Origin of the sequence: Acinetobacter sp. ACNIH1 (genome assembly GCF_002934695.1) — a bacterium.
Classification (GTDB): domain Bacteria; phylum Pseudomonadota; class Gammaproteobacteria; order Pseudomonadales; family Moraxellaceae; genus Acinetobacter; species Acinetobacter variabilis.
In genome coordinates this window covers 30,337-49,392 of the sequence record NZ_CP026426.1, presented here as the reverse complement: position 1 = coordinate 49,392, position 19,056 = coordinate 30,337, and the positions used below count along the sequence as shown (strand labels likewise).

17 protein-coding genes, 2 pseudogenes and 1 other annotated feature are annotated in these 19,056 nt (G+C 40.2%); of the genes and pseudogenes, 14 read left to right on the top strand and 5 right to left on the bottom strand.

Features of this window, described 5'->3' with window-relative positions:
* The first annotated feature begins 240 nt into the window (after positions 1-240).
* The 4 genes and pseudogenes from C3F22_RS17005 to C3F22_RS16990 all read left to right on the top strand — a co-directional run bounded on the left by C3F22_RS17005 (position 241) and on the right by C3F22_RS16990 (position 3,328).
* Positions 241-905 (top strand): annotated as a pseudogene (locus tag C3F22_RS17005) (IS1 family transposase).
* Positions 906-1,174: 269 nt separating this feature from the next.
* On the top strand, positions 1,175-1,408 hold the full coding sequence (locus C3F22_RS18670; RefSeq protein ID WP_276553158.1) for an IS630 transposase-related protein: 234 nt from the start codon (positions 1,175-1,177) through the stop codon (positions 1,406-1,408).
* 7 nt (positions 1,409-1,415) lie between these two features.
* Positions 1,416-1,811: a transposase gene (locus C3F22_RS18855; RefSeq protein WP_155757634.1), complete on the top strand. Its 396-nt coding sequence runs from the start codon at positions 1,416-1,418 to the stop codon at positions 1,809-1,811.
* Positions 1,812-2,638: 827 nt separating this feature from the next.
* Entirely contained in the window at positions 2,639-3,328 is a 690-nt protein-coding gene (locus C3F22_RS16990) for a GntR family transcriptional regulator (protein ID WP_004812055.1), read from the top strand.
* 227 nt (positions 3,329-3,555) lie between these two features.
* Here C3F22_RS16990 and C3F22_RS16985 read toward each other — a convergent pair whose 3' ends face one another.
* On the bottom strand, positions 3,556-3,768 hold the full coding sequence (locus C3F22_RS16985) for a hypothetical protein (RefSeq protein ID WP_004812056.1): 213 nt from the start codon (positions 3,766-3,768) through the stop codon (positions 3,556-3,558).
* A gap of 243 nt (positions 3,769-4,011) precedes the next feature.
* On the opposite strand from C3F22_RS16985, the gene C3F22_RS18390 reads away from it, so the two are divergent.
* Complete coding sequence (locus C3F22_RS18390; protein WP_004812059.1) at positions 4,012-4,224, top strand: hypothetical protein; 213 nt, start codon at positions 4,012-4,014, stop codon at positions 4,222-4,224.
* 276 nt (positions 4,225-4,500) lie between these two features.
* On the opposite strand, the pseudogene C3F22_RS16975 reads toward C3F22_RS18390, so the two are convergent.
* Positions 4,501-5,504: pseudogene (locus C3F22_RS16975) on the bottom strand (IS3 family transposase); the annotation flags it as partial.
* Positions 5,113-5,229 (bottom strand) — a sequence feature (AL1L pseudoknot). Its footprint overlaps the pseudogene before it by 117 nt.
* A 34-nt stretch (positions 5,505-5,538) precedes the next feature.
* Between C3F22_RS16975 and C3F22_RS16970 the strand changes: the two are divergent.
* The 8 genes from C3F22_RS16970 to C3F22_RS16935 all read left to right on the top strand — a co-directional run bounded on the left by C3F22_RS16970 (position 5,539) and on the right by C3F22_RS16935 (position 13,039).
* A complete protein-coding gene (locus tag C3F22_RS16970; RefSeq protein WP_004812062.1) occupies positions 5,539-5,757 on the top strand; it encodes a hypothetical protein in 219 nt (72 codons plus the stop codon).
* A gap of 170 nt (positions 5,758-5,927) precedes the next feature.
* Entirely contained in the window at positions 5,928-6,254 is a 327-nt protein-coding gene (locus C3F22_RS16965) for a hypothetical protein (RefSeq protein WP_004812063.1), read from the top strand.
* 300 nt (positions 6,255-6,554) lie between these two features.
* Positions 6,555-7,760: a phosphotransferase enzyme family protein gene (locus C3F22_RS16960; RefSeq protein ID WP_034424589.1), complete on the top strand. Its 1,206-nt coding sequence runs from the start codon at positions 6,555-6,557 to the stop codon at positions 7,758-7,760.
* A 40-nt stretch (positions 7,761-7,800) separates the two neighbouring features.
* Positions 7,801-9,984 carry a TonB-dependent siderophore receptor gene (locus C3F22_RS16955; RefSeq protein WP_004812065.1) on the top strand — a complete coding sequence of 728 codons (2,184 nt, stop codon included), beginning with the start codon at positions 7,801-7,803 and terminating at the stop codon, positions 9,982-9,984.
* A 28-nt stretch (positions 9,985-10,012) separates the two neighbouring features.
* On the top strand, positions 10,013-10,621 hold the full coding sequence (pnuC, locus tag C3F22_RS16950) for a nicotinamide riboside transporter PnuC (RefSeq protein WP_104427062.1): 609 nt from the start codon (positions 10,013-10,015) through the stop codon (positions 10,619-10,621).
* A gap of 44 nt (positions 10,622-10,665) precedes the next feature.
* Positions 10,666-11,049, top strand: a complete 384-nt coding sequence (locus C3F22_RS16945; protein WP_001055585.1) for a transposase — start codon at positions 10,666-10,668, stop codon at positions 11,047-11,049.
* On the top strand, positions 11,046-11,381 hold the full coding sequence (gene tnpB / locus C3F22_RS16940) for an IS66 family insertion sequence element accessory protein TnpB (protein ID WP_000618091.1): 336 nt from the start codon (positions 11,046-11,048) through the stop codon (positions 11,379-11,381). Before C3F22_RS16945 ends, tnpB begins: the two co-directional genes overlap by 4 nt.
* Before the next feature lie 74 nt (positions 11,382-11,455).
* Entirely contained in the window at positions 11,456-13,039 is a 1,584-nt protein-coding gene (locus tag C3F22_RS16935; RefSeq protein ID WP_005080957.1) for an IS66-like element ISAba25 family transposase, read from the top strand.
* 235 nt (positions 13,040-13,274) lie between these two features.
* Here the strand turns inward: C3F22_RS16935 and C3F22_RS16930 are convergent, their stop codons facing one another.
* The gene (locus C3F22_RS16930; RefSeq protein ID WP_004779936.1) at positions 13,275-14,786 is read right to left on the bottom strand and encodes an aldehyde dehydrogenase family protein; all 1,512 of its coding nucleotides are present in this window, start codon (positions 14,784-14,786) and stop codon (positions 13,275-13,277) included.
* Between the two features lie 201 nt (positions 14,787-14,987).
* On the opposite strand from C3F22_RS16930, the gene C3F22_RS16925 reads away from it, so the two are divergent.
* On the top strand, positions 14,988-16,169 hold the full coding sequence (locus C3F22_RS16925) for a hypothetical protein (protein ID WP_004779935.1): 1,182 nt from the start codon (positions 14,988-14,990) through the stop codon (positions 16,167-16,169).
* Positions 16,170-16,683: 514 nt separating this feature from the next.
* Here C3F22_RS16925 and mdh read toward each other — a convergent pair.
* Both mdh and C3F22_RS16910 read right to left on the bottom strand, forming a co-directional pair.
* Positions 16,684-17,856 carry an iron-dependent methanol dehydrogenase gene (gene mdh, locus C3F22_RS16915; protein WP_004647793.1) on the bottom strand — a complete coding sequence of 391 codons (1,173 nt, stop codon included), beginning with the start codon at positions 17,854-17,856 and terminating at the stop codon, positions 16,684-16,686.
* A gap of 311 nt (positions 17,857-18,167) precedes the next feature.
* A complete protein-coding gene (locus C3F22_RS16910; protein ID WP_002122622.1) occupies positions 18,168-19,031 on the bottom strand; it encodes an IS982 family transposase in 864 nt (287 codons plus the stop codon).
* Positions 19,032-19,056 lie beyond the last annotated feature (25 nt).

Here is a 19,056-nt window from a genome sequence, read left to right as displayed (position 1 = left end):
TAGTACATCTTGTAATAAAAATAGTTTGAATCCGCTTTGAATTCGGCTAAACATTTAATGAGAATAAAATAGCAACTAATAATATATAGTTGTTTAAGTTTAGGTTTTAGTTCATTTAGCAGATAAATTTGACTGAATTAAATAATTTCTCTTTGATTAAAGTTCAATCCCTATATTCATTTGGTGGTGTCTCAAAAAGTATGCTGAAAAAAACAGGTTGGCTTTTGATAAGATAGTGAGATACAAATAACATTAGAAATCAAATGTCCAACCTGTCTAAGTGACAGTATAAAGAAAAATGGCCTCAAACTATATGGTAAGCAAAAATATCAATGCAAAAACTGCAAGCGTCAGTTTATTAGTGATTATGCTCTTAGTCATTGAGGTTGTCATTCTGGTATAACAAATAAAATACTACACCTGATGGTTAGAGGTAGTGGTGTAAGACATATTGCAGGCATTGAGTAAATCCACTTATCAAATTCCTCCTGAGCAAAAATATTATGAATGTCTTGAAGTTGATGAGTTTTGGACTTTTGTAGGGATTAAGAGAATAAATAATTACTTATTTACGCTTACCATAGAGAAACAGGAGAGATTGTGACTTAATTTTGGGATAAAGAGATCTAGCTACAGTCCAACGACTGAAGGAAAAGTGGAAGCAGTTAGGTATTCATTATACCCGAATTTCAAGTGATCAATCGGATAGTTTTATCACTGCATTTAAAGATTGTGAGAAAAGTATTGGTAAGTTTTTTCACTGTAGGTATTGAAGGAAATAATTGCAAAATAAGGCATCAGATTAGATGTTGCTTTAGGAGAAGTTGTAATTTTCAAAAAAGCTTGAAAACCACTTTAAAGCTTTCGACTTAACCTTATTTTATATCAATAATGGCTTCATTTAATCTCAGCATACTTTTTGGAACACTACCTATTTATTTAAATCAATATAGGAATTAAAAAGTGTAGCAACTTGCTACACTTTTTAGTAGCGAACAAATCGCAGTAAATGAAATGCTGGCTTATATAGCCAAGTTCTAAAATATTAACTACGATGCAAACTATGGGATATTCAAAAGATTTTAAAGACAAAGTCATTGAGATTATGACTAGAGATAAAATGTCTGTGCGAAAAACAGCACAGCATTTCAGTGTTTTTACACGTATGATCTAACTGTGGCAAAAGTCCACAGAGCGAAAACCTATTCCTGGGCGTCCAGCTAAAATTATTGAAGCACAAATATTGGCAGATATTGAAAAATATCCTGATGATTATCAGTATAAACGAGCTGAACGTTTGGGAGTGAGTACTCATGCTGTATTTAATGCATTACATAAAGCAGGAATATCACGTAAAAAAGACGTTAACTCCTCCAAAATCAGATGCTCGTTAATGAGAACAATTTAAAAATTTAATTGAAGATTTAGGACCTGAACTTCCCTTAACTTATATTGATGAAAGTGGGTTTCAGAGTAATGATACCCGCTCCCACAGCTATAGTCATAAAGGTGCACGAGCAGAAGGTACATTTAATTGGCAAATTAAGAACAGTTGTAATGCCATTGGAGCCTTGATTAAAAATAAGTTACTGACTGTGAGTTTATTCAACTGCTCTATCACGACAGAAGTATTTGAGGGTTGGATTGAGCATGATCTATTGCCGAAATTAAAAGAGAAAAGTGTTCTCATCATGGATAATGCGACGTTTCATAAAGGTAAAAGTCTTAAAAAATTAATCCAAGAAGCAGGCCATTACCTTGTATGGTTACCCAAATATAGCCCTGACTTAAATCTGATAGAAAAAATGTAGGCTCAAATAAAATCAGTTAGGAAAAGACTTAGAATTAAGGATATAGATTTATTATTCAAAGAACATTGCAGTAACTTATTTGGAATTTAGCTATAGTGTATGGAGGTCTAAAAAATTAATTAATTTATGTCTATGAAAAAATAAAAATAAATTTTCATATATCAATGATGTATTGTTATTTTTTATAATAAATAGCCTAAGCAATTATTAGTAAATAGATGTTTTTTGGATATGGTATAATTAGCTAAAAATCCAGACATCAGTGGTAAATTAAAATAAATCTTAAAGGATGCCAGCCTTAAACTACAGCTTTAATTTTTGTCTACATACGACGTTACCCAGTGTCACGTTACGGAACTGCACTCAGTGCGCTTGCCGGATTCAACAGTCTGGAGATCTTAGTATATTGCCCTATAAAGCTCATTTTATTAAAGATAATCTTTAAGAGTCAAAGGCATTCAAATGTATAAATAGGGACTGTGTCAGGAAATGTGCTAGTAGAGGTGGGCAATAATGTCTAGAATCAAGGTACGTAATTTTCTCAGTCGATTATTACGAATAGCCGCCGATTTTGTAGATGCCTTTTAATTAGATTAGACTGTCACCACTCTCCTAGACAAATTTAGTTTATTCTTTTTGCATAAATGAGAACATTATGAGTGGACAACGATATTCTCTCAGAATCACGTATCAATCATGCTGCTAAACATTCTCATTAAAACAAGGGAATGCATCTTTTTACTGATCTGTACCCTGTTTTCAATTTTCCTCTGTTCTTTAATTTAGTACTATCTTTATCACTTATGAGCACTCACTGGATTCACTGAATGAAGTATATGGAAATCAGAGATTTGATTGAGGCTGAATTAAAAAATTACAGTTCTAATCAAATGATTCCATCCGAACGGTACTTGGCATTAAAATTTGACTGTTCAAGGGAAACAGTGCGTAAGGCCTATGAACAGCTTCGTGCCGAAGATAAAATTTTCAAACGGCAAAATCTCGGCTGGTTTGTGAGTAATAAAAAAATTCAATACTATCCAAACTCAATTGAAAATTTTCGTTCTTATATGAAGGCACAGGGTTTTAATGCCAAAACTGAACTGATCTCGACCAGACAGCTGGAGCGATTTGATCACAGTGATCTTTTTAGTGAAGAAAATCGTAAATTGGGCTTTATTGAAATTATCCGTTTACGTTATGCTGATGATGTACCAGTACTTCTAGAATATAATTATTTACCTGTTGCGCTGTTTCCAGATGTGCTGAATTATAATGTGATTACTTCGGTCCAAGACGTCATTAAAAATCACTTTCATTATAATTACACGAGTAGTCAGTTAAAAATTAAAAATACCGGTGTGTCTCATTTTGAGAGCCAGCACTTAGGTATTCCTTTAAGTCAAACCGCCACTTATATTGAACGTATTTCAAAATCAGATGATCTAGTGATTGAATATGACATCGAAATCTGGTCACAGGACAAAATTGAAATGACCTTAGATATTCAAGCATAAGCTTATATTTATATCCTGCCTATTCAAATCCTAAGAAGTTAAATGGTTTTAGGATTTTTTTTATTTTCTTAGATTAGACCTCCTTCATAAATCATTCTTACTCAGTTGCAAATTATAAATTCCAGCAACTAGATTGAATCTCAAAAGAGGGGGGCTTTTAGCTCTATTGCGATAACGTTCTGAAAGCATTTTGAAAGTTTTTAGACTGCCAAATACATACTTAATTTCTATTCTTCTTTATTGATTTCCTGATTATAGATTTTTAGTTCAGGATCCAGTTTACAGCGGCTTTTGGCCTCTAATGGCAACAGGGTATTGGGATACAAAGTATAAATCCTTTGATAACCTCTATCTGTAAGAACAAAGGCTCCTGATGGGATCTGGTTTAAATTGTGTTTGAACAATTCTAAATCAAGCGTAATTCTCAGCATGACTTTCATATCAGGATGCCAATATCAGTAAATGCCAAGAAACTTAATCCAATATTAGAGGGTATTGGGAAGTGCATTTGATTGAAGTTGAGCAGGAAGGGAAAATTAGACGTTATATCACTTCATTAATGGATCCAAGTTATAGAACCTTGGGTTTATGTAAGAATACTTATCAGATGAGCTTTTTTGTAGTATTGATCGGCCAAATACGGACCGATTTTCTTGAAAATCTTTTATAGGGAATAAAATTTAATGGCAAATTATAAAAAGAGCATAGCAATGGTCAACTACAATAGAATCCAAGAAGACATAAACAATATGAAACTAGGTACGATGAAATGGCTCGGCAATAATATTGAGTTAAATGATATGCAGGGTGTTCATACTTTCTTATTAAGTTTAGAAGAAGAAGGTGGTGTTGATATGATCGCAGTAGGTCATGAGTCTTATACAGGACATCGCTGATACATAAGGTTAAGTTTGAAAAGAATTAGCACCTCCTCTGAGAGATTTTTCTTTACCAACTCCATCTTTGAAACATCAAGTAATTTTTTGTAACTTTATTGTTATTTATCGTTTACTTTGTTTATCATAGAGAACATGAAAGGTGGAGAATTTAAGATGCTCACTAAGGTCGAAGCCATTGTTATTTCACTAATGGTAATTGCATTAATACTCATTATTTATGAGATGGGACAAGGACTTAATTGGACTTTATAAAGGTTTTCTCGGCTTAAAAAAGTCCTCATATGAATCACCAGTTGTACCGACTGATGCTCGTAAATTTGCAGCTTCTAAACGATTGGTATAGCGAATAGAAAGATATTGAACACCTCTATCGGAATGATGAATCACATTCTTTGGCATGCCTCGATCGTGCAATGCTTGCTCTAATGCATCGAGCACCATATCTGTATTCATCCGTGTCGATACTTTCCATCCAACAATTGCTCGTGAGAACACATCAATAATAAAGGCGGTATAGACCCAGCCTGAATGAGTTTGAATATACGTAAAGTCACTCACACACAGTTGGTCAGGACGATCAGCATTAAAATTACGTTTCACTAAATCATCTGCTCTTTTTTGAACATCTCGGCTACGGGTGGTTTGTTTATTCTTACCACGCCAAACACCTTGTATACCTAGCTTCTGCATCAATCGAGCAACTGTACAACGTGCGATAACATAACCTTCATGTTTCAATTGTTGCCAGACCTTACGCACACCATACCGACCTGAACTTTCTTTCCAAATTCTTTTAATTTGTTCAGCATGATGCTCATCATGTAAATCTTGCTTTGCTCGATGTTCTGGATTGTCAGCGAGATCTAGAGTCCGGTAATAGGTTGAAGCTGCGATCGGTAAAATCCTACGAATCGCATCAACACCATATAAGTCTTTATTGTTATGGATGAAATCCACCATTATTTGTGTGGGCGGTCGAGCTCCGCCTGGGCGAAAAAAGCGGCTGCTTTACGTAGAGTTTCATTGGCACGCTTTAATTCTTTAATTTCACGTTCCATTTGCTTCATTTTTTCTTGATCAGATATCTGTTGTACTTTAATAGGATTTTGCTGATCTAAATGCTTTTGATGCCAGGCACGAAGTGTTTCAGGAGTACAACCAATCTTATGCGCAATTGCTGTGATTGCAGCCCAATTCGATGGATAATCTTTTTCAGATTCAATCAATAATTGAACCGCTCTTTCTCTGATTTCAGGGGTATATTTTAATTTTGTCATCGGGATACTACGCTTCGCTACGTCTTTCGAAGCAATGCTTCTCATCTCAAGAAAAGTGGTCTCCGACAAACCCGGTACGGTTCAATATGATCAACCTAAATATTACGCTGCAAATATTGATGGTAAGCTGGGTATTGGTTATTGGGAAAAGGATCCAAATACTGTACTGCAAAAAACATTGAAAGAATATGAAAATATGCTTCATCAATCATATGTTAGCCAAGAGGATCGTATTTCCATTAATGCACAATAGAAGAAGTTAAGTGTGAGTGTGCATACTTTAATGATGTTGCCTCTAATACTATTGAGAAACTGATTGATCAAAGTATTTCAAATTAAGAAATAAATAATTTTATATTTAGCTCTGATGGGATAACCATCAGGGTATTTTTTTGTCATTAAAATCTAATTTGAGACATCATTATGAATGATTTTTTTCTAGAAACGAATCGAAGCATCAAAATCAATGACATTGAAGTTCGTCAGATACAGATGAAAGACTTCGATACTTGGGCAATCCCTGCTAAGCCGTTAAAGAACTTCATTAAAGACCAAAATCATTCAAATGAAATTTTGAGAGGGTTATTCAAAGCTCATAGTGTACAGGTCATTTCGACCATGGCATGTGTTACTGATCTGAACAATGAATCACTGGTAGAATTTGCTGCTGATAAACAGGGATTTAAAGAGCTACTTAGTGAAGTCATGAAAATGAATTACGGTACATTTCAAAACTACGTTATCGCTTGAACTGAGGATAAGAAAGCTTGTTTGAATCGATATATTTTCATCCGCAGATTATGCGCGAATGCTAAGAAATCTGGAGTTCGAATATTAACCAAAAAGAAGATCATTTTTTGATTTATGCGAGAGATCTATTCTATTTTTATATTTATAAGGCTAAACTTGCCTTCAATTTAATACTGGTATGTACCACTTAATTTTAGGGCGTGTCTTCAATATTAAATGTATTTAAAAATACTGTTTGCATGTTCGCCTAAACGATGATTTTCCATTATTAGATAATGATCTAGCTCAGGAATAGTGATGATGACCATAATTACCAATGATTTAGGTCATGGTATGGGCAATGCCTGGGAAAATAAAGACTGGGCACATATTTCTGATCCAGAATTACAAAGCCTGCAGCAGCACTATTCCTGTTTACAAGGTCATTTTGAGATTTTGTGGTATAGTCCCCGGCCATTTTCATCTGCGGCGCTGGTCAAGGTGGAGCAGGATTTTGTGATCAGGGATGAAGCAGTCGCGCATCAGTATTTGATTAAGCGCAGCCATTGTTCCTTTCGTCGTGCCCGCGATATTTTACAGGAGCATGCTGTTCTTCAGCATTTAGCTAGCAAAGAAATTCCTGTTGCAGCATTGATTAGCTCAAATCAAGGTCTGACTGCTTTAGAGCTAGGTGACTGGACCTATGAAGTCTATGCAAAAGCAGTCGGCTTAGATCTGTATGCAGATCAGCAATCCTGGAAACCTTTTTTCTATGCTGAACATGCTGCGAAAGCGGGGCAATTACTGGCAAGGTTACATATGGCGATGCAGGATTTTCCCGAACAGCAGGGCAGATCAGCATCTTATTTGGTTTCCAATCAGCAGCTTTTAGACAGTGAAAATATCATTACAGCCATTCAACGGCGCATTGCAAACAGTTCAGAATTAAGCCGTTATTTTGCCGATAAAAATTTAGATCCTTACTTCTTAGATCGAATCTTACAGGTTCACCAGCGTATTCAGCCTGTATTGCAACAGGCAAGCAAAATTTGGACCCATAACGATTTACACGCTTCTAATCTATTCTGGTCAGCGCCGGATGCCAAAGCTGAAATTACTGCCGTAATTGATTTTGGTTTATCTGACCGAAACTCTGCACTTTATGATCTGGCTGTGACGATTGAACGTAATTTCATTAATTGGTTGGAATTAGAGCAGAGCCCACATATTCAGATTGATGAAGCTGGTTTAACTGCCTTTCTACATGCTTATTTTTCTGAAGTACATCCACAAGAAGATTTTAGTATTTTGCCAGAACTACTGAAAATCGTGCATTTGGATTTCGCTTTTTCAGAGCTGGAGTATTTTGTGGGTATTACCCACAACCTCAACCATGCAGATGCTGCTTATTACGACTGGATTATCGGTCATGTGGACTGGTTCTTTGGCGAACAAGGTCAACAATTTACCCAGACCTTAACCCGGCTCATTCAAGATGAATTGCAATCTTCTCAATGCTCTCTCTAAACCCAGCATCATCACCCACTTCACAGACATAAGGTTTCGTATGAACACTCGTCAACTCAAACAGAATGTATTAATCCGATCTTTAAATATGATCATTCTGTCGCAGCTGTGTTTAGTCCCGCTGACTTATGCTGAAGACGATGTTCAAAAGCTTGACACGATTGTTATCACAGCCGATCAAAGCATTCCTTACTCGAGTACCAAAGTGAATATTGAAGGTTTTGGTACGGAGAATTTGCAAAAAATACCTGCATCAGTTTCTATCTTGACTGCCGATCTCATTGCTGAACAACATGCTCGTGTGCTGAGCGATGTGGTAAAAAATGATGCAGCCATCGGTGATGGCTATGCTGCAATTGGCTATTATCCAAACTTTGTCTCGCGTGGCTTTGCACTTGATTTGGCATCAAGCTACCTCATTAATGGCAATGTGATTCGTGGTGAACAAAACGTTGCACTTGAAAATAAAGAGCGTGTGGAAATTTTAAAAGGCATTTCCGCGATTCAAAGTGGGATGTCAACCCCGGGTGGGGTGGTTAATTATGTCACCAAGCGACCGAAAGATATTCAGGCACTGACATTCTCGGCCGATCAACACGGCCAGTTTTCAGTGGCAACTGATCTCGGTGGTTTTTTGGGTGATGAGCAACAATTCGGATATCGCATCAATCTGGTGAATGAACAGATGGATTCTTATGTCAATCATGTGGAGGGTGAACGCTATTTAGCGGCATTGGCATTGGATTGGAAGATGTCAGCGCAATCCAAAGTAGAACTTGATCTTGAAGCACAGCGTTCCGAACAAAAATCAGTGCCAGGTTATCAATTACTGGATGGCAAAGCCCCAGAAAATGTGAAATGGGATCGATTGCTGGGTTATCAGACTTGGGGCAAACCGGTCACGATCGATAGTCTGAATAGCAGTTTAAAATATAGTTATGCTTTGAATGATGACTGGAACTTGGGACTCGTTGCAGCCCACAGTAAATCCAGAGTTGATGACTATTCAAGCTTTGCTTATGGATATTATCGGGAAGGCTGTCTAGAAGCGTATTCCTGTAATACGTTTGGTAAAGCTGGCGAGTATGATATTTACGATTATCAGAATCCAGATGAAACCTTTAAAACCAACCAATTTAAAGTCAAACTAGATGGGGTGATTGATACCAATTGGGCGCAACATTATCTAAATTTTGATATTACACAAACCAATAAATCGCGAGATCGTTTTGCTGGTGTCAATGAATGGATTGGTGTAGGTAATATTTATACAGAAACTATAGATTTTTCCCCAGTAACAGCGAATGCTGGACCAAAATATCAAGCACTTAAAAGTAAACAAACTGCATTTACAGCATTAGACCGTATTGAATGGAATGAACATTGGACCACTTTAATTGGCGGAAAATGGATCGAGCTTGATGAGCAAGCACATGCTTATGATGCAGAGGGTAAGCAGGTAATAAAAGTTCGCGATACCGATTTAGCTAAATTTTTACCGCAATTCGCAATCAGCTATAGCCCCTTGGAATCGACTACCGTCTATGCCTCGTATGCCAAAGGCTTGTCAGATGGAAAATCAGCACCTTGGTTTGCAGAGAATGCTGCTGAAACCCTAGCACCGATCTACTCAGAGCAATATGAAGTTGGTTTCAAACAACAGATCAAGCAGTTTTTATTGACTGCCTCGCTATTTGATTTACGCCAAGACAACCAATATAGCAAGCCGATTTCAGGACTTCGCTATTTTGTTGCGGAAGGCGAACAACATAGTCAGGGTCTGGAGCTCGGACTGAATGGTGCATTAACCGATCATCTGGCCTTAACTTCATCTTTTGCCTTGACTAAAGCCCGTTTAGAAAATGTAGAAGCGGTTGAATATGGTAATCATCAGGCGCAAAACGTGCCAAAAGCTCGTTTCGCAACACATCTTCGCTATAACGTACCGAGCATTGCAGGTTTCACTGTTCTGGCAGGTGGTCAATACAGTTCCAGCAAATATGCCAATAAAGAGGGTGCTGCGAAAGTTGCAGGTTATAGTGTGGTTGATTTAGGCGCTGCTTATCAATTTAAGCTAAATACGACCGATGCATTGCTGCGCTTGAATATTAATAATCTGTTCAACAAGAAATACTGGCGTGATGCAGGTGAATTTTTGGGTGATGATTATTTATTCTTGGGTTCGCCGCGTACAGCAACCTTGTCATTCAATCTGAACTTCTAAATTGGCTGCTTAATCAGGTTATATTGCTATGGAAAATATAGAAATTGCAGCGTTCATTTTAAACGTTTTAGGTGTCTGGCTGACCTCCAAACAATATAAAGTCTGCTGGTTGGTGAATATTGTCGCTGTATTTTTATATATGATTATTTTTTATCGTGTCAATTTATTTGCAGACGCAGCATTACAAGCCGTATTTATCTTGATGCAACTGTATGGCTGGTATAGCTGGTCGAAGAAAAATCATGACCAGGCTATCACCGTGCAGATTGGCTATTTGAATAAAAAAATCTGGGTATATAGCCTGATTGTGGGTATTGTCGCCGGTCTGGTGATTGGCGCCTTATTTGCTCATTTCACCACAGCATCACTCCCTTGGTTGGATTCCATGTTGGCCTCTTTTAGCTTGGTGGCAAGTTATTGGGCAGCCAAAAAATATATTGAAAGCTGGGGATTATGGTGTGTTCTAGATGTAATTTATGTCGGTATGTACACCCATAAATCATTGTATTTAACAGCCGTACTCTATTTTCTCTTTATTCTTCTTGCACTAAATGGCTGGAGGATGTGGCGAAATCTTTATAGAGTGACATTATCTGTAAGCATCCGGCTAACACAGCCTTACCAAGCGATCCTATAAGCCTTAATTTAGTTCCCACCTAAAAACAAGTGGGGACTTAATCCATGAACATGGATATATATTCAGCAACACCTCCTGTTGCTAAAAAACGCCGAAAATACAGCAAAGAATTCAAACTCAGTATTGTCAATGCCTGCAAAAATCCTAATACCTCGATCGCTTCGGTCGCACTGCAACATAGTATTAATGCCAACCTTGTCAGTCGTTGGATCAGGATCTTCAGCCATCATGAGGGTGCCGTGCAGGATCCTACTCATGTGAATCCAGCATTTATTGCTTTGCCTTACACTGCTGCAATCAGCCAACCTATTGATGAGAGGATCACGTTGTGTATCACCGTGCCTCATACGAATAATGATATTCAGCTAAAATGGCAGACATCAGAAATACCTGCCTTGGCAGAATTACTCAAGGCACTTGCAACATGATCCGCATTGATGAAATCTGGTTGTCTACTCAGCCCATGGACATGCGTGCAGGTATGGATACGACCATGGCTCAGGTGGTGAGAGCCTTTGGCTACATCAAACCGCATTGTGCTTACCTGTTCTGTAATAAACGTGGCCATCGCATGAAAGTGCTGGTACATGATGGATTGGGCATCTGGCTGTGTGCCCGGCGGCTGGAACAGGGCAAATTTCACTGGGCTCAAGTTCACCAAGGTGAAACCGTGGCCCTCAGCCCGGAACAGTTACAGGCACTGATCCAAGGTTTGCCCTGGCAGCGCATTGGACGACAGCAGGTGGTGACGATGCTTTAAACCAGGCTCGACCATTCTGCTATTCTCCAAACGTTCTATTTCATTCTTCTCATGACCTCAGGCATACTGCGGTCATGAATACGCTGCCTGACTTAAGCCAACTGACCCATGAACAACTGCTGGAATTCACCAGGCAGTTGGCGCTGCAGCATCAGTCTCTAGCACAATCAAACCAACAATTGGATGCCAAAGTTCAACATCTTTCTATTCTCAATCAAAAATACGAGCATGAACTGGCGCTGTTTAAAAAGCACAAATTCGCCCAAAAGAATGAACACTTAACGGCAAAACAAATCCATCTCTGGGATGAAGCGGTTGAAGAAGATATTGCCGCGGTTGATCTAGAACTGGAACGGCTAAATGCAGATAAAACCAATGCAGCGACACAGAAAGCCAAAACCAATAAACCTAAACGTCGACCACTGCCAGATCATCTACACACCATCCGTATTGAGCATGAACCTGCATCAACCCAATGTGCTTGTGGCTGCCAACTCCGTCGTATCGGCGAAGATGTCAGTGAAAAACTGCATTTCAGACCGGCACAGTTCTATAAGGAACAGCATGTGCGTGGTAAATGGGTCTGTGATCAGTGTGACACTCTAACTCAGCAAGCGATGCCCGCCTATGTGATTGATAAAGGCATTGCTTCACCTGAATTGCTCAGCCATGTGCTGGTATCGAAGTATGCCGATCATTTGCCGCTGTACCGTCAGCGCCTGATCTATCAGCGGGCTGGCATTGATCTGTCCAGATCCACTTTATCTGACTGGATAGGTCGCTGCGGTGTAGAACTGGAACCTCTGGCCAATGCCTTAAAAGAGGTGGTGCTGCAACAGCGGGTGCTGCATGCAGATGAAACACCGGTCACCATCATGCGGATGGGTGAGAATAATAAAAAACCGAAGAAAGGTTATGTCTGGGCCTATGCCACCACACAGTATAATCCAGTTCAGGCGGTGATCTATGACTTTCAGGATAGTCGTTCAGGCCAGCATGCTGAAGAGTTCTTGAAAGGCTGGCAGGGCTATCTAGTCTGTGATGATTACAGTGGTTATAAAGCACGTTTTAAATCAGGCCAGGTGATTGAGGTGGGGTGCATGGCCCATGCACGTCGTAAATTCCATGAACTGCATGTAACTGGGAAAAGTCAGGTTGCTGAACAGGCCTTAGTGCTGATTCAGAAACTGTATGCGATAGAAGCAGAACTCAGGAAAAAGACCGATGGTACAGCGGAAGACCGCCGCGAATACCGACAACAGCATAGTCAACCAGTGATGCAACAACTATATGAATGGCTCAACCAACATCATCTGACAGTGCCATCGAGTTCTCCCACCGCCAAGGCTATCAATTACACTCTGAAGCGTTGGCCAGCCTTAAGCCGCTATCTGGATGATGGCAATCTACCGATATGCAACAATTGGGTAGAGAATCAGATGCGTCCCTGGGCGTTGGGACGCAAGAACTGGCTGTTTGCAGGTTCGCTGCGCAGTGGTCAGCGAGCGGCAAACATCATGACTTTAATCCAGTCAGCAAAGCTGAATGGCTTGGATCCGTATGCCTATTTAAGTGATGTGCTGAAAAGGTTACCGACACACAAAGTGACCCAAATTGAAGAATTGCTGCCGCACTGCTGGAAACCTAAATCGAATTAAAAAATAGGTATGGGATTCAGCGGACGCTTACCATTATTCAGCGGACGCTTACCATTATCTTGAAATGACACTATTGCAAATAGAAATTTGAGGTGATGCTCTTTCCTTTAAAAAAAGTGTTTATAGACTAAAAACTTTATTTGAATTGGCCGCAGCTTGAAGATGTTGCTGATATTTTGTGAAAGCTAGCTACCATACATTCAAAGCGAACCGAAGTTCGCTTTTATTTCACTTCTTAAAAGAACCCGGCTGGTTTGGTCGAATAGCTGACTAGCAAGTTTTTAGTCTGCTGATAATGATCCAGCATCATTCTGTGATTCTCACGCCCAATCCCTGATTTTTTATAACCACCGAAAGCCGCATGGGCAGGGTAGATGTGATAACAGTTGGTCCAGACCCGGCCGGCCTGAATAGCACGGCCTGCACGGTAAGAGGTATGCGCTGAGCGTGACCAGACACCGGCACCGAGTCCATAAATCGTATCATTGGCGATCTTGATCGCATCATCGAAGTCTTTGAAGGTGGTCACAGCCAGTACAGGCCCGAAGATTTCTTCCTGGAAGGTTTTCATGTCATTGGTGCCTTTAAAGATGGTCGGTTCAATATAGAAACCTTGACCCACTTCATGACGTGCTTCACCACCGGTCAGGATCTGTGCGCCTTCTTCACGGCCAGTGGCAATACAACCCAGAATCTTGTCCTGCTGTTCCTGTGAGGCTTGCGCACCAATCATGGTGTCGGTATCTAACGGATGACCAGTCTTAATCCGTTGCACCCGCTCTACTGCACGCGCCAGAAATTCATCGGCAATACTTTCCTGTACCAAGGCACGGGAAGGACAGGTACAGATTTCACCCTGGTTCAGGGCAAACATGGCAAAGCCTTCCAGAGCTTTGTCCAGATAATCGTCTTCCTGATCCATAATGTCGGCAAAGAACAAGTTTGGTGATTTACCGCCAAGTTCCAGCGTTACCGGAATAATATTTTCAGTTGCATACTGCATTATCATTTGGCCGACGGCAGTCGAGCCGGTAAAGGCAATCTTGGCAATACGGGGATTGGTCGCCAGTGGACGGCCGACTTCGACCCCGTAGCCATTGACGATGTTCAACACGCCCGGCGGCAAAATGTCCTGAATCAGTTCAGCTAGCACCAGAATACTGACCGGAGTCTGTTCTGCAGGTTTCAGCACAATACAGTTGCCTGCAGCCAAGGCTGGCGCGAGTTTCCAGGCGGCCATCAGAATCGGGAAGTTCCAGGGAATGATTTGTCCGACTACACCAAGCGGTTCATGGAAATGGTAGGCGATAGTATCTTCATCAATTTCGGAAATGCCACCTTCCTGAGCCCGGATACAGCCGGCAAAATAACGGAAATGGTCAATGGCCAGTGGAATATCGGCAGCCAGCGTTTCACGGATCGGTTTTCCATTGTCCCAGGTTTCTGCTACAGCCAACATTTCCAGATTTTGTTCCAGACGGTCGGCAATTTTCAACAGAATATTGGAGCGGGTGGTCGGCGATGCTCTGTTCCATTGTTCTTTGGCTTTGTGCGCTGCATCCAGGGCCAATTCAATGTCTTCTACAGAAGAACGCGGTACTTTGGTAAAGACTTTGCCATCTACCGGAGAGAGATTGTCAAAGTATTCGCCTTTGACCGGAGCGACCCATTCGCCGCCAATGAAATTATCGTATTGTGCTTTAAATTGAATTTTTGAACCAGGTTGATTGGGATCGATGTAACGCATATTTATTTCCTTTGCTTATTTTCGTATGGCAAAACCGCTTCTACAGCTTTGGTATAAGGTACTTCTGCACCTTATTTGATTAATATAAATGAGGTAAGGTTGGAAAAAGGTTGGAGCTAGCATGTTCACGATCTTTTCATCTATTTTAAAAGAATAACGATTACAGCGGATGTAAATCATGAATTGTTGTGAGAATAAGGAATGATGACAAAACAAGATTTGGCGCAAAAAAGGCACAATATCGATCAGCTTCGGCAAAGTAGCAGTTTATCTCCCCTGCATGCAGAACAGCTGGGACAGAGTATTGCTAGTTCTTGGCAGCGCTCATCCTCGGCTGAAATCCCTAAGAATCGTTTAGCAGCACCACTGACAGATATAAAAAAGACCACTTCTTCTTTAACTTTAGCCTATGCTCTACACCATTGTGCACAAGACTTGAAACATATTGCAGAGCAGTCATCGATGGTGTTGGCAGTCGGTGATATAGGCAGCACCATCATCTGGACAGCGTCCAGCCCGCAAATGCAAAGTGCCGCAGAAAGTGTACATTTTATTGAAGGTGGACAATGGCGCGAAGAGCTAGTCGGAACCAATGCATTGGCACTATCCTTAAAAACTCAACAATCCAGCTGTGTCTTTTCCAGTGAACATTACATGTCCTCCATTCATGATTGGGTTTGTTACGCTGCTCCGATTATTGATCCCTATTCAAAACAGGTCTTAGGTGTCATTGATCTGTCAACTACCTGGCCAAAGCATAACAGTTTAGCACTACTAGCTGCGGAGCGCTGTGCTACGATCATCCAGTCGGCTCTACTAGAATGCCAGAAGCAGCGCCTGTTTATTCGGGCTTTTTCAGTACCTCAAGTGCTGTTTAATGGCAAGGTACTAGTTCTGACCCCTCGACAGATTGAAATTCTAGCCATTCTGGCCTTATGTCCGCAGGGCCTGAGTCTAGATACCTTGCATCAGGCCTTATATGGCGAACGCAAGGTCAGTATAGGGACTTTAAAAGCAGAAATGTCACAGTTACGCGATGTACTAGGTGGTATGCTGGGTTCCAGACCCTATCGTTTATTGGCGGATGTAGAGGCTGACTTTTTAATGATGGAGCAATCCCTAGATGCTGGATATATTGATTCAGCCTTGAAATTATGTACCGGCGTATTTCTGGCTAGAACAGAAAGTCCATTTCTATGCGCTTGGAGAGATTGTCTGGAATCACGCCTGAGCGATGCCATTTTCAAGGCTAATGAAACCGATGTCCTGCTGAAACATGTGGCACATTTTCCTGAAGCGATTGATGCTATAGAACGCCTGATTGAACTGATGCCCAAAATCCATCCCGTTCATCAGACTCTGTTAAAATATAAAAATCTTTAAAGCTGATGTAACTGTCGGTAAAGCTAAACAGTTAAAATAGGAAAATTCTGGAATATTAAGTATTATCCTTGCTTACTGTGGGTTTACTTATTGATTTAGACTGAACCTGATCCTAAAATTTTTATCAGTGGCTACCCAGTTTGCCTAGCTGCTTGATGGGATGCTCTTCATTAAAATCAGCTACGCTCACCTTCATGTCATTTGAAGGACGCGCAGTTTATTCCTCAGGGATCAAATATAATCGTAAGATAATACGCTATGAAATTTTATTTGTGGCTGAAACGGGCTAAAAAAATCTTGGCATTTTTCTACCATGGGATTAATGTCGATAATCATAATGAAAGGGGCTTGATAAAAAAGAAACACCCCCCGTTTTTATCCTCTTATGAAGGCAAAAGGATCAGCCAGGAACAGGAAAATGCATGTCTGCTCTTGGCACACTTCCTCAGAAAGTGAAACAGGGGCTGTTAAAAATGTAAGTCAGATGATTGGAAAGAAGACTTACATTGAGGCACTACATCGCCGCTTTAAAAATATCTACCACTTGGGCATGGCTGGCTTTACGTGGATTGGTCAGCATGCAGGCATCTTTTTGTGCATTTTCCGCCATGATGGCCAAGTCAGCTTCTTTTACATTCAATTCCGTCAGCCCAGATGGAATACCAATTGAAGCCGAAAGCTGACGAATGGCGCCAATCGCTTCATAAGCTGCTTCAGTTACGGTTAAGCCTTCTGTATTCACCCCCATCAATTGGGCAATTTTGGCATAACGTTCAGGACAAGCAATCAGGTTAAATTCACAAACATGGGGGAGCAGAATTGCATTACAAACACCATGCGGCAAGTTGTAGAAGCCTCCGAGCTGATGTGCCATCGCATGCACATATCCTAAAGAGGCGTTGTTAAAGGCCATTCCGGCAAGATATTGGGCATAGCTCATGGCATCCCGTGCTTCCAGATTATCCCCATTCGCCACTGCCGGGCTAAGCCATTCGCTGATCATGGTAATCGCCTTTTCTGCACAGGCATCAGTGATTGGGTTTGCTGCTGTAGACACATAGGCTTCTACTGCATGCGTCAAGGCATCCATACCTGTTGCCGCAGTCAGCCCTGCAGGTTTGGCCAACATAAGTTTAGGGTCATCAATCGCAATGAGTGGTGTACAACGCCAATCTACAATCGCCATTTTCACATGGGTATCGGTATTGGTAATGATACAGAAACGTGTCATCTCCGAAGCTGTCCCTGCTGTAGTATTGATTGCAATCAGTGGTGTCATCGGGACGGTACTTTTATCAATCCCTTCATAATCACGGATATGTCCGCCACCTGCAGTGACTAGGCCAATGCCTTTGGCACAGTCATGTGATGAACCCCCACCTAACGATACAATAAAATCACAGGCATTTTCATTATAAGCTGTAACTCCATGATGCACGTTAATATCAGTTGGATTGGGTTCCGCGCCTGGGAAAATATAACTGTCAACACCCGCCTCTTTCAAATAGTTTGCAATATCATCTGCAACACCAAATTTAAACAGCCCCGCATCAGTTACAATCAGCGCTTTCTTGGCACCTAAATTTTGTGCTTTTATCCCGATTTCTTTAGCACAGCCCGGACCAAAAAGTGAAACACAGGGAATATAAAAACCGTTAGTTTGATCTGAAATATTTTTAAAAGCCATGGTGTGATTCCTTCTACCATTCATTGATTATTTTATCGGTGACCCTCACCGTAATATGAGTATTGGATGAAGTTAAAAAGAATCCTACCTACCAAATACCTACCAATTTAAATTTTTGATTCTAGCCAAAATAATGAATCTGAAATATTTAAAAGTAGGTTGGCAAGGTTTAGCAGATACTGGGTAGATTGGTTCAATAGAGGGCATGTAAGTAGCGCACTAGGCTGTTTGCTACTTTCTGATTTTAAATAAATACTAAAGTGCTTTATTCATTTTTAAGATAAAGATAACCTGAGTTCGATGAAATCCACTTAACCTTTTAGCATATTTTGGAAAGTTGGCTTATTGGGGTTCAAACAATAAGCCACTACAGCAGCCATGATATTCACCATGAAGTTATTTACCGAACGATGACGTGAATGTTCAAGTTGATGTAAATTTTTTAATTGATCATTCACTGTTTCGATCAATCCTCTTCTGCAAAGTAATTGTTTTTCTTCTTCAGTTTGGATGGGTTTATTTTTCATATTCCGACGTGATGGGGTCAATATTTTCAGTCCTCTTGCTGCTAAAGCTTCGGCTTTTGCTTTGCTCAAATAGCCTTTGTCTCCGAGTAGGATCCCTTTTAATTCTTGAGTTAAAGATTCTAATATAGCAACATCATGAACATTTCCCGATGTCAGCTTGAGATTAATAATTTCACCTAAATTATTGATAACGAGATGTAATTTAAAACCATAAAACCAACCCGTACTACTTTTTCCACGACCGGCCAAGCCTTTAAATACACGATGCCTTTTAATCCGAAGATTATGGCAAACTACCAATTTAGTGGAGTCAATGATACTGATTCCCGTATCTTTTCCTTTCACCTGATGGAAGAAACTACTCAGAGCTTGCAAACAACGGGGCATGATTTCAATAAATCGGTTGTAGCTAAGCAGTTTAGGAAAAGCAGATTTCCAGAATGGAACGATCATTTGGCAATAAAAATATTTGAAGAATCTAAAACCGGATTGATGAAATAAAATGACAATGGTCATTGCTTCGGACAAGCTTAAAGCTGACTTTTTCAACTTGGTTTTTTGATTAGAAATTAAAGCTTTCTCTAAAGATTCATTAAATTTTTTGCAGAAATCATCCAAAATACAAAATAATTCGGTAATATGATCCATTGAGAAGCCTTGTTTTATAACATTT